The organism is Bacillus sp. 123MFChir2 (genome assembly GCF_000383235.1).
Lineage (GTDB): Bacteria > Bacillota > Bacilli > Bacillales > Bacillaceae_G > Bacillus_A.
This window is the reverse complement of the sequence record NZ_KB910938.1, coordinates 1-15,140: the sequence shown is the minus strand read 5'-3', so window position 1 is coordinate 15,140 and position 15,140 is coordinate 1. Positions and strand designations below refer to the sequence as shown.

Genomic DNA, 15,140 nt, shown 5'->3' with positions numbered 1-15,140 from the left:
ATATTGGGCTTTTTTTATATATAAATCCAAATTAAAAAACGATATAAAACCATCTTTTTTAGGTGGGTGAGAGCAACTGGCCGTGTATAACAGCGACTTATATCAGTCTCAAAAATTAGAAGTCTGTTTTTCTTCCACTAGATCATGTGCTACTTTCTGTACTTTTGAAGTACTTGATTTTTCAAATACATTTTGTAATCCTACTAACATCAAATTAGCTGCAACGACTGTTAAAGAGAAAAAGACAATTGGAACGAGAGCAATACAAGGATGGATAGAAAGCATATGAAACGTATCTCCAATTAACCCTGACCATTCAAATGATAACGTCCGCGGCGGTTCTTTTGCAGGACTGTGATCAATAACTGTTCCGCCAAAGAACATCTTCAATACTCCTAAATGCGCCAAAACGAGAAGAACTTTATTGAATTGCTGAACTAATAAGATGACTAACATAGAGCGAAGCTGCGGGAATATATGTTTACGTAAAATATGAAACTTTGATCCACCTAATACAGAAGCCGCTTCCACAAACTCTGTTGTGAATAGTTTTTTCACTTCGTTCGCTACATAAAAAGACGTTGTAGGAAGTGCAAGAATGGTAAGAATAAACATTTCAAAAAGAGCACGTTGATAAAAAGGCTGCTGAAATCCATCTATCGGCATCGACATCACATTTACTAGCAAGAAGTAAGCGATAATTGTCAGCGGCATAATCGTAAAACTATCAAAAAACGATTCAAGCTTACTGCTCCATCTTTTCAGAAACGTACCGATCCCAACGCCAAACACAATTGCAAACCCTACCTGCAGCATGGCAATACAAGCCGATAAACCAATGGTGAACTTTGCACCTTGTATAATGACATGAAGTAAATCATACCCATGTATATCAGTACCTAGCAAAAAATGAGTAGATGGAGAAAATGGCGGCGCTCCAATCAAGTTCCCGTTCTCATAAAGAGCTGTCACTTGCCTAATTTGCCCATCATTGAAAATTGTATTCGCAATACTAGCAAGTAACAGTATGACTAAAAACAAGAAACTAAACAGAAACTGCTTTTCTCGTACAAGATCTTTGATCACCTACTTCCCCTCCCCTCTCATAACAGCAGGTACAAATAAATCGTACGCTTTATAAATAATGAAAAACGGAATATAAAGCAATAAAAGTGTCACAACAAACACTTCTGGAAACGGATATTTCAAAACAAAATACACAATACCAGGAACATTAAACAAAGACTCAATCATCAACAAATTAGAAAACATAAACCATACAATCGTCTTTGAATAATGGAACATCGTAAACAACACATTGCGGAGCACATGATGACGAAATATGTGATAGAAATTCAAACCTTTCGCACGAGCATACGCAATATAATCTTTTTGCAATTCTGCTTCTACTTGCAACAGGAAAATACGAGTTAACATAATCGTGGGGGGAACACTTAAACAAACAACAGGCATCAAAATGGACTTCTCCTGCCATGTAGTGGCGATATTAAACACCATAATATTCGTTTTTTGAAATAACCACAGCACCAAAATTTGAAAACACATAATGATGAACAAGTCTGGTACTGATTCTAATATAACTAACACAAACTTCATTCTTTTCAATTTCTCATAGAAAAAGCGAATAATCAGATAGGTAAAACAAAAAGCACATACAACCGAAATGAAAAGCGCCAACATAAATAACCACAAAGAATGCCAATAAAACTCAAAAATTTGTGGAAATATCGGCCGTAAACTTTTCCCATATGTCAAATGAGAAAAATTTAATAGCTTTTTACACAACTCCCCAAGAGCTTTGAAATAATTATTTATATCCATTTCCATTCCTTTAAACAAACTCGGTAGTGAACTTAAACAAAGAATGCCCGCTATAGCTAGAATGAGTTGCATAATCGCTGTGGATATTTTTTGGATTGTGATTGTTTTCATACTCCCCGATCCTCCTATAAATATCTTAACCTTCCAAAAATTACTATATAAATTCTATCAACATTTAACTGAATATTCAATCAAATATAGATGCACAAAATTAAATATACCTTGTTTTAAATGAACTATAAGGCCCAATACCCGTGGACAAAGTAATTTGTTTTGTAACAAAATGAACGTTTATATATAGATGCAAATTGAAAAACTAACATAAAAACCCTTTTCTTTTTCGGTGGGCGAGAGCAACTGGCCATGTATAGAAGCGGTCAGGTCCTATTTCTGCCACGTGCGCAGCGAAAACCAAAAGCGCAAACAAGTGCAGGTTCTTTTTCTCATAGTAGCAATCTATATGTAAAAAAATAAATTGGATTTATATATTACATGTAGTTCTAAAAAATAACGCACTCTATGTCTTTTCGGTTCGTTGTAACGAAATACCGTATCAAAAATAATTCGTGACATTATTAATGAAACACCTTTTGTAAAGTACAAAATATCAGCATGTCCAAGATTTATAAAAAGAAATTACTTTTTTCTGAAATATGTATATAAATACTATATGAATAATAAATATTCAAAAATGATTTTATATTCCCTTAATTTATTTCCTTCCATCTACACTAATTATTTATTATAACAGCTTTCACGTCCAAAATAAGATGTTTCAACAAAGGAAAATATAAGTATCTTTATAGTAATTTTCCAATATAATCAACGTGTTAATCAAAGGAATTCTGTGTTATTTTTGCTTTTCTACTAAACTAATACAGCTCCAAACAATGGACACAATTGCTACATGCCAAGTTAAATTTATTTTCTATTCAAGATTCTGTTTATTCAATCTTTCTAAAAACAAAAAAAAATTAAATTTATAAATATACAAGTTATAATGAGGGCGTCGAGAGATAATCTATTACCTCCAGAGAACCTGGTTCTGGTGCAAAAACGCTAAAGAACTTGCAAGTAATCTTCTAAAATTGGACATACTGATACGATTGCTTTACAACAGGTGTACGATCAAAAGGAAAATGTATTCCTCACGAAAATGAAAGCGCTATCAGAAAGATTTTAAAATGTAATTGCAGAAAATAAAAGCTGGAACATATTTTGAATTGGTCATTCTATATAAATCAATTTTAATCTTTCGACATATAAGTTGCTGTTATGCAGACTGCAACACTGCGCCCTTATCGCATGTAGCAGGAAAAGGCCCTGACTGCTTCTATGTACGGCCTGATGTTCTCGTCCTCCCCTAAAAGGAAAGAGGTTTTTATATCGGTTTTTAAATTTGGATATATATAATAACTTAGATTCAGCTGTAATTAAAAACAATAAATTATGGGGGTGCTTATATGAACATGAATGTAGCATCTATTAAAGAAAAAAAGGTTGTTAAATACAAAAGTTGTTTTGATGTGATTGGACCGGTAATGATAGGTCCTTCAAGTTCACATACTGCAGGTGCTTTAGCTATTGGAACAGTTGCCAATAAATTATTTCAAGGTCTTCCAAAAAAGGTCGTAGTAAAGTATTATGAATCATTTGCTGAAACCCATAAAGGACACGGAACTGATTTTGCAATTATTGCTGGGATATTAGGATTTGCTACCGATGACAGCAAAGTACCAGATGCTATTAAAATAGCAGAATCTAAAGGATTGGACATTACCTTTATTGAAAAAGCAGGTGATAGTCCTGCGGGTCATCCAAATACGGCAGATGTATATTTAGAGGATGAAAATCGAAGTATTAGAACGATGGGTATTTCGGTCGGCGGCGGATTAATTGAAGTCAAACATGTTGAAATTGACGGATTTAACTTAGATTTGCAGGGGCCATTGCCAGTTATTATTGCGATTTCCGAAAGAGCTGACTTTGAATTTGTCTTACGCAGGATCTTTAAACAATATGATGTGGAAATTAACGATTTTCATAGTTTAGAAGAAAACGGAAAATATTTATATGCATTCGCTTTGGATTCGCTATTACCTGGTGATGCTCAGAAGGAACTTAGAAGTTTAAGCAATATAGCTAATATCATTATTCTTTAGTTACATTAAGGGGTGAAAAAATATGTATATGTCTATAAAAGAAATTATAGATGCAGCTAATAAAAGACAAAAGTCAATTTATGAATTAGCAATTGAACAAGAAATCGAACAAACTAAAACTTCTTATGAAGAAGTTTGGAGTAAAATGGAAAAGAATTTAACGACTATGGAAAATTCCATAAATAAAAGTATTGAGGGTGACGGGGTATTTTCTCCGACCGGTTTAACCGGAGGCGATGCTGTTAAAATTAAAAAATATCGTGAAAAAGGAAAAACGCTTTCTGGAGACTTGATGGTGCTCGGGATTCAAAGTGCTATCGGTGTTAATGAAGTAAATGCTTCATTAGGGGCTATTTGTGCAACTCCAACAGCAGGTGCAAGTGGGACGATCCCTGGAGTCCTATTTAGTATTAAAGATACGTTACAGTTAAGTCATGAAGATATGATCCATTTTCTATTCACTTCAGCGTTATTTGGAACGATAGTCGCAAATAACGCTTGTATTGCCGGAGCGTACGGAGGATGTCAAGCGGAAGTAGGCAGTGCCTCAGCAATGGCGGCGGCAGCAGCGGTAGAAGCTGGAGGAGGAACACCGCAGCAATCTTCTGAAGCTTTCTCAACCGCATTACAAAATTTACTCGGGTTAGTTTGTGATCCGGTCGCTGGTTTGGTAGAAATTCCTTGTGTAAAGAGAAACGCTATTGGAATGGCAAATGCTTTAGCAGCAGCAGATATCGCATTAGCCGGCGTAAACAATATCATCAATTCTGACGAAGTTATTGAAGCGATGTATAGAGTTGGAAGACAGATGCCTCGCGAATTAAGAGAGACAGGTTTAGGCGGAATTGCGGCCACACCTACAGGGATTGCCATTAAAAGTAAAATATTTGGAGAGAAACAATTAAATACATAAACAGTTATTTGAAATATTGTGAAATAGTTAACAATTCTGTTCTCCTAAGGGAGTCATTGCCACTAAAATAGTGTACTATACTACTATACAATTAAAATATACTACTATATAATTAAAATGCTTTGCAAACGCTAACAAATTCATCGGGTTGATTACTAGCGAATTTTTCGATTTTGATCAACTTAGAAGAAGAACACAAGATGCAATGCATCTTGTAAGCAATTCATTTTTTCAAGAATGGTCTATATTCCTAAGCCTTAAAAAGAGACTTAAGAATAAGATACAAGGAGGAATTATTATATGAATGAAAATACTGCAAAAACAATAGAATTTCAATCTGAAAATACTGCAGTAAAAAATGAGACGTATCCAGACCCTAAAAAGTGGCATAAACAGGATACTACCTGGGCATTGAGCCTTTTTGGAACAGCAATTGGAGCAGGGGTACTCTTTTTACCTATTAATGCAGGTGCAGGTGGTTTATTATCATTACTGTTAATTACCGTACTTGCATATCCTGTAATGTATTACTCACATAGGGCGCTAGCTAAAATGATATACGCTTCCAATTCTGCTGAAGAGGGGATTACAGGTACAATAAGAGAGTATTTCGGAAATAAGGCAAGTATCATTTTTAATATAGTATATTTCGTCTCAATTTATACGATCGTGCTGATGTATTCGGTTGCACTTACAAATACTGCAAGTAGTTTTATCGTAAATCAATTGCACATGCAGGAGCCTCCAAGGGCCATTTTATCGCTTGTATTAGTAATCGGTCTTATAGCTATACTAAATTTTGGTCAAGATATCACTGTAAAGATAATGAGCATGCTAGTATATCCTTTCATAGCTTCTCTACTTTTTATCGCAATATCTTTGATTCCACAGTGGAATACGTCAATGCTTAGTTTTTCAAGTGTTTCTACCGCTTCAACAGGAACAGGATATTTTGGAACGATATTGATGATACTACCAATCATAGTATTCTCGTTCAATCATTCGCCTATGATTTCATCATTTGTTATGAAACAGAGAGCTACCTATGGAATAGAAGCTACTGATGCCAAATGTGCTCAAATACAAAAAGCTTGTTATATCATGACATTCGCTGTTGTTATGTTCTTTGTTTGGAGCAGTACATTGAGTTTAACTCCAAGTGATCTTGCAATGGCAAAAAAAGAGAACTTGTCAATCCTATCATATCTTGCGAATGAGCTTAATTCGCCTATAATCACTATTGCAGCTCCTATCATTGCTTTTGTGGCCATAACAAAGTCGTTCCTTGGTCATTATATAGGAGCATATGAGGTAATGCGTGACATGATTATCAAGTCCAGTAAAAAACGCGGAAAAGATGTAGGAGAAAAAACAGTTAAGACAATGATCCTTACTTTTGTCGTATTAACATGCTGGTATGTTGCTTATGCAAATCCAAGTATTCTTGGAATTATTGATGCCCTTAGTGGTCCGTTAGTTGCTGCTATCTTATGTCTATTACCAATGTATGCGATCTATAAAGTACCAGTACTAGCTAAATACAAAGGGAAAGCGAGCAATGTATTTGTCATTATTATAGGGATACTTACTGTTCTAGCAAGTATTAAGTCATTATTCTAATTCACTATTGAAAGATTCCTAGTGGATAATATATAGATGCAAATTGAAAAATCAACATAAAATCCTTTTCTTTTTCGGTGAGCGAGAGCAACTGGCCATGCATAGAATCGGTCAGGGCCTATTTCTGCCACATGCGCAGCGAAAACCAAAGGTTCCTTTTTTTCATAATAGCAATCTATATGTAAAAAAAATAAAATAGATTTATATATCTATTTTGGGACAGGCTTCTCACCTTGAGGAGTTTGTCCTTTTTTGATTATATGCATAACTTCTATTCGAGCAATCACCTTTTTAGCTGTTTGCAATGATTTTAATCCAAGCATATTGGGGTGCTGTCCCATCGCCATCAAGCTAAGAAATAAAAATACCCAAAACGAAAAAACAACCTAAATTCTTATAAATAACCTTGGTAGTGATATAAATTTTTCGTTTTAGGAATTCTTCAAAATATTAGCTTGATGGGCATGCGGCTGTACCCCTATATTAAGTTAAGTAAATTTTCTACTTTTCCCCTGATTACAGTAACGCTGATATTTGGACTATATAAATACAAGTTGACTTTTTAACATCTAAGTCGCTGCTATGTAGAACAAAACATGGCCGCTACTTGCTGTCTATTTTTGTTTTAAACTTTGCACGTGGCAGGAAAAGGAACTGACCGCCTCTACGCATGGCCAGTTGCTCTCGCCCATTTTAAAAAATGTTTTTCTGTCGGTTTTTCATAAAGTAACTGAGTAGTTACGTTTTAAGAATTATATAGTTCCAAAACTTTTTCCATTACAAGCCTAGCGGTATTCTCTTCTGGAGGCATCCACAAATTTGTAACCTGTCCATATACCACAGGATTGAGTTCTACTTCATACCCTCCGTATCTATATTCTTCTTTTGTAGGTAGGTAACCAATATACCCATTCATGTAGCCACCAAAAAAAGCAAGTTCATTATTCAGTTGCTCTTTAATCTCGAGAGCCGTTTCTGAAAATGGTTCCATTGGTATGCCAGAAAATGAACCTTCATTGATTTGAAATAACTGAATTTCTAAATCAATTGTTAACTGTCTCACATTTTGTTTGTATTTATCTAACATGATCGTAAGCCATTCGTCAGTATTTATGCCCCAATGTGTTTCAGCTAATTGCGCCATCCTTTTTATTCCGTCAGGTTCAGGAATATCCTTTAATTTCATTGATAGAGTGCTCGAAATAGTCTTTAGCTTTGAAATTGAGTTGTAAGTAATAGTTGGCAACATCGTTAAGACATTTCCACTTACTATGTAGGCCATTTGTTTTAATGCTTCCATTGAACCACGATATTTTGCATTCACATTTCCCGCGGCTCCCTGAACAATTGTTACAGAACAATTAAGTGTTTGTTCGAGAATTTCCCTAGTCAAACCTGGATAATCAGCTGATAATCTATCACTATCTCCCTTTAAGACATTTGGATGCGCCGTACAAAATACAATGATTCCGATTAAATCCTTTGTTTGTTCGTTTCTGATTACTAGAACACCAATTCTTTTATCCACAACTCCGTTTACATCAACACCCATTCTTGCTTTGCCATTAGGTGTTTTCTCTCTTCGATTTATCCCTATTTCCCCTAATGTTACGTTCCACCCAACTTCAGATGGTTGCATATTGTCATTCGCAATAACAGCAGCTTTTACTACATTAGTGATTAGGATTGTTTTATAAGACATTACTAACGCATCATCGCCAACTGTTTCCGGCCCAGAATGAGTATGAGTATATACAACCATTATGTTTTCAAATGGAACATTTAACTCATTTGCGATTTGCTCCCGAATTGTTACAGTATCTTCTATTAACATCCCTATGTTATCAATGCTTATAAATACGGTCTTTGTTTCATTACTTTCAAACACATATACTGTTGCATAAATGTGTTCATCAATATTACGAATCCCTGTTTCTCTGTGGTATCCAATGAAGTCGATACCTAAAGGAGGGGTGATATCCACTTTATATATTCCTACTTTACTCATTTGACTCTCTCCAATTATTTATGGCGTTTGTTAGTTCATTTAACTAAACTGTCCAGAACTTTCTTTTACCTTTTTAATTCTACTATAGTATTCATCTTTAGAAATATTATAGACCCAACTATTCACTACTTTATCTCCTAATTGCTTTAAAGTGATATCATGACTAAACTGATAATTAAACCCGCATTTGGGCCAACTCTTTCATCACTTGCATACTCGTACAAGTCTAAATAATCGCTTTCTTGCCAATTTCTTAATATTAATCGATTAGTTTCTAACATTTTCATAAAAAATCCCCCACCTTATTCTTGATTCAATAACGTTTCAAATATTATACAATTAACCATAATATTTAAAATAGTGTAAATCAAAAATCGCAGAAGCATTTCGATTGCTAATAAAAGTAAAAATTAGTTCCCTATGAAAGCACCGCCACCCCTAGAATTTAATCTTCATTTCATAATAAAAAAGCCGCTGATTCCAGCGGCTCTCACACATACTTCCGATGCACCATCTTCCCATCATAAGAAAACACAACATTCTTACTCTCCACAATCGACTCCATATGCACCGTTCTTTTTCATAACTGATAAATGTACAGCAATACTGTCTCTAAATATTTCAATTCCTTTATTCAATCACGCTACCAATTAGGTTTATGCATATTTTCTTCGGATCTTGCCAACCACCAACAACAGCAAGGGAATCCCAATCATGTATACGGGAAATGCAATTGGAATCACGAAAAACATGTAATAATAATAGGTAAATATCTCGATATTTTTAATTGATACAGCCATGATAAACGAAATAGGAGCAAGAAACCAAGCTACTTTTCGCCAATCCTTCAGGTGAAACATTTGTGCTGTTCCATAACAAGCGAGAAACATATATAACGACAGTTTAACAAAAATACTGAAAAACCAAATAATAACAATCAGAATATCCACATTTTGAATGAATTCCGCAACGGATATAAACCGGCTCAAATCGTAAACCGGATACAAAAACCTTGAAGGCAAATTCGGACCGAATGTTAAAATCACCGCTAATGTTCCGATCGTTACCATGAAGACCGCCAGTCCTACTCCCCACATCGCCCGTGATGACGCTTGGTCTGGTTTGTCCATAAAGAAGACGAGCATTGTCATCATGACAGCCTCTCCAAAAAAAGCGGCTACAGGAGTATAGGAACCTTTAAGGATTGGAAGCCATCCAGAATCTTGATAAATAGGGAGCATATTATGCCAATTCATATTGCCAAGATTCAAAATGATTACAAACGTTATCATTAAAAGCACCATAGGTCCAACGATTTCACTTAAGCGTCCAATGCCTTCCACCCCGCCCTGGTAAATGATAAAAATAACCAGTAACATGGCAGTAAAGACAATGATCCACAAAGGTGTATTATGAAACAACGCGGTAATAATGAAGTCACCAAATTCACGGACGGTTATCCCATTAATCCAGTACCATGGAAGTAAATAGGGAATCATCATCAGCTTTCCTAGCCATTTACCGAGAATAGTTTGACTAAATTCAATCATGGTTTGATTCGGATAAAGCGAGCCGAGTTTGGTTGCAAGAAAAGTAATGGCAATTCCAACAAGCCCTGCAATCACCATCGAGATCCATGCATCTTGTTTAGCAGTACGGATCGTCGATGGAATGATCAAAAGAAGTGTTTGTCCCACTTCTAATGTGAACATCATCCAAAAGATTTGCGTGCCAGAGATTTTCATTGAAATTCTCACAATCCATATACCTCCTTATTTTTTTATTTCATTTTTCTTTACCTGCAACGATGGTCCGGTCAGACCTACTCGCCGAATGGTCAGATTTGCATGGATAGAGACCTCTACTTTTCGAAACTGTTTGTCCCAATTTTTCTTTAGTCCTTTCCATTTGGATGGATATTTGTGATGAATGGCCTCACCAAAGCCAAAGATATCGGTTCCGTATTGTTTTTGAACCTTTTTGATGGTTTGGAGAGCTTGTTTTTCGGACTCTTTTTCCAATACATGTTCTAAAAGAATAAGATTTTTAGGCTGCGTAAGATCTAAATTTGTATTGTTCTCCTGAATTGTTCCTTCACCAGAAAGAACAATGTCATACTTGATGGTATTCCCTCGAATAATAGGTTTGATTTTTCTGTCAATTTTCGTCATATATAAACTGGCACTACCATTTCCTTGGGGGACAGTTGCCGTAATAGTCTGTTTACTTAAACGATTAACCAGCCAAAGAGTGGTTAACCATTTCTGTATATTTATATATCCTACCAATTTAAGATTTTTGTTAAAGATAGCACCACCTACAATTTGAAATCCTTTGAAATTGGTTTTATCTTGTTTTTTAGAACTATGGATCAGTTTAATAACGGGCAAGATTGGATTAATTCCGTCACTCGTACCGGCAATAAGAAAATTTAATAAAGACGTATCTCCCAATTCCTCTATTTGCATATGTTCTTTAAGTGCCCCAAGTGCCGGGATAGTTTCTAAAGGGTTGGATGCTTCCAGAAACTGTTTTGCAGTACTCCCCTTTACTACTAGTGTATCTGCTCGTAATCGAATATCAGGATCGCGGCTATAGGCATCTAAAACAGGAGCGAGACCGCGTCTAGCCAATTGTTCTCCAATCACAATCACACGCTGGTGTCCTCGAAAGACTTCTCTTGACAATTTTGTTTGCATCATTAGTCCAGCTTCAAGTATGTCCCTTCCAGTTCCCGATTCTATAAAAACCGACTTTCCTGCATTACTTCTTCCACTCTGTCCCATTCCCATTTTTGAAGGGATGATAAATTGAGCGCTGATTTCAAGCTTGTTATTCTTCGCTTGATCAAGTCCCCAGCCTAATTCTATTGCCAGGTCATTTAACTCCGTACGATCCCAACAGCCCGTCAAGAAAACTAAAGAAAAGACCAGTATCATACAAAGTGCCTTGTGCAGGCTCATTCTGTCTCCCCTCCCCGTTTCGAACCTGGTTGTTGTCCATCTGGAAAACGCATTTTCTCCTCACCAGATACCAATTTTGGGCGGTGGGTCATGTTCCACCGAGGTGTTCGGAGCAAAACGTCCTTCAAATCACGAAGAGTCTGAGGAGCAACCGGGCTTAGATAAGGAATACCAAAAGAACGAATATTGGTTAAATGGATCATAATCGCAAGGGTGCTTATAGCAACGCCATACAGCCCAAGCATTCCCGCCAATAGTAGCATCGGGAAGCGCAGCATCCGATAGGCTGTTCCCAAGTTGTAGCGTGGAAAAGCAAATGACGCAATACCGGTTGTAGCCACAACAATGACTAAAGGTGCCGAGATAATGCCTGCTTGCACAGCAGCTTGTCCGATGACAAGTGCTCCCACGATACTGACTGCTGATCCAATGGGCTTTGGCAATCGAACGCCAGCTTCTCTCAAACCCTCAAACAAAAATTCCATCATCAGCGCTTCTATGACAGCCGGGAAAGGAATGCCTTCTCGCGCCGCTGCAATACTAATAAGCAAATTTGTGGGGATCAATTTCGGATGAAAGGTTGTAATAGCAACATAGAGAGAAGGAAGAAATAATGAAATATTGATTAATACCAAACGTATCCATCGAATAAAGGTTGTGTAGATGGATCGTTCATAATAATCCTCCGCTGCTTGCAGACCTGTCCAGAATGTCATAGGAACGATCAGAACGAAAGGTGTGTTATCCACTAAAATAGCGACTTTCCCTTCTAATAGGCTTGCACACACTACATCCGGCCGTTCGGTATTCTGAATTTGCGGAAAGGGAGAAAAAGGTTGATCCTCGATAAACTCTTCAATGAAGGCTGACTCTAACACCCCATCAATTTGAATTCGCTGGACCCTTTGTTGCACTTCCTCCAAAACCGAATTTGGAGCAATCCCCTCAATGTAGGCAATCACCACATCTGTCTGTGATAAATCCCCAATCGAATAGGGTTCCATTTTTAGCCTTGGGCTCCGAATTCTTCGTCGAACAAGGCTCGTATTGACCCTTAGCGTTTCCGTAAACCCGTCCCGAGGGCCACGAACAGAGATTTCGGCTGCAGGCTCTTCAATACTACGTTTTTCAAACCCTTTTAAATCTGCAACCAGTGCTTGATTCTCCCCATCTGTTAGAACGATCATATTAGCTTTCAATACTCCCTCTATAACCTCACGAATCTTAGAAACCGTCTTTACTTGGGATACAGCAATAAGCAGATCTTGAATAATTTCTCCAATTGTGTCCACACTCTTTAATCCATTAGGCATCCCTTCGTACATCATTGGTTTCAAAACAACCTGTTCCACCATTTTTGTATCCACCAGTCCATCTATATAAATAAAAAGAATTTTAGTTTGACTATTTACGAGAATTGGACGAAAAACAATATCGGAACAATTGTCAAAAACTTGTTTCAAAACCTCTTCATTCACAGATATATTCCGTTCGAGTTCACAATCTTGAACATTTGGTAGCAGCATGTTGGCACTCTCAAGTTCCTGAATATCTTTTTTAAATCGCTTTATCTTACGAAGTTTTTTCATCATACTACCCCATTTATCATATGGTTTATGTTTTTTATAAAAAGTAGATTTTTTATATTTGGACCTTAGTATTAATGATTCCTTGACAGCGAAGGTTTACAAACCTTTCCACCAAATCGTTTTTGAATAAATAATGATTTTCGGAAGGTAAAATCATTTGTCTGAAAAATCCCAATAGGAAAATATACCCTCGACATCCCTCTTAAAATCCCCCTCTACAGAAAAATTATCCAATTATTTTTGTAAGTTAGTTAATCTAAAATAGGGCGACCCATAACGTAACTTTCGAATAACGCTTGGTCAACTTAATACTAATGAAATACCTCTCCAACTAACCTATTCACAATAAGCAACTCAACAACAAGTAAAAACCTCCCTACAATTAAGGAGGTTTTTACTTGTTTGTCAGATTCTTCACGACTCAATTCATTTACATTCATAACAAAAATTTCATCAGACATATCAATTTTATGATAATGAAGCCATTCAAAGAACTTAACTTGCTCCTCAGTTACTTCCATCTTTTTTCTTCATAACGGCTTTTCATGCTATACATACTTCCGATGCACCATCTTCCCATCATAAGAAAACACTACATTCTTATTCTCCACAATCGACTCCATATGCACCGTTCTTCCCCATAACCGATAAATGTATGGCAACACTTTCTCTAAATATTTTAGGTCCAGTTCAATCCCTTCATAACAATGCCTAATGTACAATTCGCCATTCTTTAAATGGTCTCCATTTTCAACAACTAAATACGGAAACCCACCGTTTGTTCTCATGTTGACGAGCTGATCGCGGACATTTTCCCATTCTTTATCGACGATTTTATAATCTTTTCCTTGGCGCTGGAATAAGTACATATCTTCGCGCATGACAAGTTCTTTGTTTAAGTAGTTTCGCAGGAATGATACGTCCCATTCGATTTCGCGCACTTCAAAGATCTTATCTCTTCCTGAGTCTAGTTTTACACCTTGGCGTATCATTTCTTCTGTCGGATTGTTGTAGCGTTCTTCAATGTCTTCGAAAATTTTGATGCCGAGGTAGTACGGGTTAATACTTGTTTTTGATGGCTGTACGACTCCTGCGTTTAGCTTGGCGAATTCGATTGCTTCATCTGAGCTTAAGTCCATTTCGCGGAGGATGCGTTGATGCCAATACGAAGCCCAGCCTTCGTTCATGATTTTCGTTTCAAGCTGCGGCCAGAAATATAACATTTCCTCACGCATCATCGTTAAAATATCGCGCTGCCATTCTTCTAGTTCGCGGCTGTATTGTTCAATGAAAAGAAGTAAGTCTTTTTCTGGTTGCGGTGGAATTTTTCTTTTCTTCCTTGCATTCGGTAATTCACGTTTCTTATTTCGATTCTCTAAGTTCCATAAATCATCGTATGGCGTTGGTGCCCTTCTCGTTTGTTCTTCCTCTTCTTGATCATCTACACTCCAAGAAAGCTTTGGTCTCATCAGTGAAGGATCAATGTGCTCTTGAATTGCTAATACTGCATCTAAAAACGTTTCAACTTCTGCTTTTCCGTATTTATGCTCATAATTTTTTACTCTCTCTGCCGTTGCCGACATACTTTCGACCATATCCCGTTTTGTGTTAGAGAATCGAATATTATTTTTAAAGAAGTCACAATGCGCTAATACGTGAGCGACAATCAATTTATTTTGAATGAGTGAGTTTGTATCTAATAAAAAGGCATAGCACGGATTCGAGTTAATGACGAGCTCATATATTTTACTCAGTCCTAAATCATAGTGAAGTTTCATCTTATAAAATTGTTTTCCAAAACTCCAATGCGAAAAGCGCGTTGGCATCCCGTAGGCACCGAATGTATAAATAATATCTGCTGGACAAATTTCATAACGCATCGGATAAAAATCCAATCCAAATCCTGTCGCGATTTCCGTAATCTCCGCAATTGCATATTGCAATGCTTTATCTTCACTACTTCTCATCTCTTTTCCCTCCTTACACATTCCCTTATGAAAGTGTATGAATAGAAACAAGCTTTCATGAGGATAAAAGAAACTC

At 36.6% G+C, this 15,140-nt stretch carries 12 protein-coding genes and 1 pseudogene; 3 read left to right on the top strand and 10 right to left on the bottom strand.

Annotation, left to right across the window (positions count from 1 at the left end):
- Positions 1-108: 108 nt before the first annotated feature.
- Together H280_RS0110050 and H280_RS0110045 are read right to left on the bottom strand one after the other, a co-directional pair.
- On the bottom strand, positions 109-1,086 hold the full coding sequence (locus H280_RS0110050) for an ABC transporter permease subunit (RefSeq protein WP_020060992.1): 978 nt from the start codon (positions 1,084-1,086) through the stop codon (positions 109-111).
- Entirely contained in the window at positions 1,087-1,953 is an 867-nt protein-coding gene (locus H280_RS0110045) for an ABC transporter permease subunit (protein WP_020060991.1), read from the bottom strand.
- A 1,352-nt stretch (positions 1,954-3,305) separates the two neighbouring features.
- Between H280_RS0110045 and sdaAB the strand changes: the two genes are divergently transcribed.
- The 3 genes from sdaAB (at position 3,306) to H280_RS0110030 (ending at position 6,537) form a co-directional block, all read left to right on the top strand.
- Positions 3,306-4,004, top strand: a complete 699-nt coding sequence (gene sdaAB / locus H280_RS0110040; RefSeq protein ID WP_020060990.1) for an L-serine ammonia-lyase, iron-sulfur-dependent subunit beta — start codon at positions 3,306-3,308, stop codon at positions 4,002-4,004.
- A 22-nt stretch (positions 4,005-4,026) separates the two neighbouring features.
- On the top strand, positions 4,027-4,917 hold the full coding sequence (gene sdaAA / locus H280_RS0110035; protein WP_020060989.1) for an L-serine ammonia-lyase, iron-sulfur-dependent, subunit alpha: 891 nt from the start codon (positions 4,027-4,029) through the stop codon (positions 4,915-4,917).
- A 300-nt stretch (positions 4,918-5,217) separates the two neighbouring features.
- A complete protein-coding gene (locus H280_RS0110030) occupies positions 5,218-6,537 on the top strand; it encodes an amino acid permease (protein ID WP_020060988.1) in 1,320 nt (439 codons plus the stop codon).
- A 209-nt stretch (positions 6,538-6,746) separates the two neighbouring features.
- Here H280_RS0110030 and H280_RS26440 read toward each other — a convergent pair.
- The 8 genes and pseudogenes from H280_RS26440 to H280_RS0109990 all read right to left on the bottom strand — a co-directional run.
- Positions 6,747-6,863 (bottom strand): annotated as a pseudogene (locus H280_RS26440) (IS6 family transposase); the annotation flags it as partial.
- A 419-nt stretch (positions 6,864-7,282) separates the two neighbouring features.
- On the bottom strand, positions 7,283-8,545 hold the full coding sequence (locus tag H280_RS0110020; RefSeq protein ID WP_020060986.1) for a neutral/alkaline non-lysosomal ceramidase N-terminal domain-containing protein: 1,263 nt from the start codon (positions 8,543-8,545) through the stop codon (positions 7,283-7,285).
- Between the two features lie 146 nt (positions 8,546-8,691).
- The gene (locus tag H280_RS25000; protein ID WP_020060985.1) at positions 8,692-8,832 is read right to left on the bottom strand and encodes a hypothetical protein; all 141 of its coding nucleotides are present in this window, start codon (positions 8,830-8,832) and stop codon (positions 8,692-8,694) included.
- A gap of 369 nt (positions 8,833-9,201) precedes the next feature.
- On the bottom strand, positions 9,202-10,290 hold the full coding sequence (locus H280_RS0110010; protein WP_034303702.1) for a GerAB/ArcD/ProY family transporter: 1,089 nt from the start codon (positions 10,288-10,290) through the stop codon (positions 9,202-9,204).
- A 27-nt stretch (positions 10,291-10,317) separates the two neighbouring features.
- A complete protein-coding gene (locus tag H280_RS0110005) occupies positions 10,318-11,508 on the bottom strand; it encodes a Ger(x)C family spore germination protein (protein ID WP_020060983.1) in 1,191 nt (396 codons plus the stop codon).
- Positions 11,505-13,100 carry a spore germination protein gene (locus tag H280_RS0110000; protein WP_028411185.1) on the bottom strand — a complete coding sequence of 532 codons (1,596 nt, stop codon included), beginning with the start codon at positions 13,098-13,100 and terminating at the stop codon, positions 11,505-11,507. The genes H280_RS0110005 and H280_RS0110000 overlap by 4 nt, the downstream gene beginning before the upstream one ends.
- 308 nt (positions 13,101-13,408) lie before the next feature.
- Positions 13,409-13,618 carry a hypothetical protein gene (locus tag H280_RS23435; protein ID WP_020060981.1) on the bottom strand — a complete coding sequence of 70 codons (210 nt, stop codon included), beginning with the start codon at positions 13,616-13,618 and terminating at the stop codon, positions 13,409-13,411.
- Between the two features lie 27 nt (positions 13,619-13,645).
- The gene (locus tag H280_RS0109990) at positions 13,646-15,064 is read right to left on the bottom strand and encodes a SpoVR family protein (protein ID WP_020060980.1); all 1,419 of its coding nucleotides are present in this window, start codon (positions 15,062-15,064) and stop codon (positions 13,646-13,648) included.
- Between the last annotated feature and the right edge of the window lie 76 nt (positions 15,065-15,140).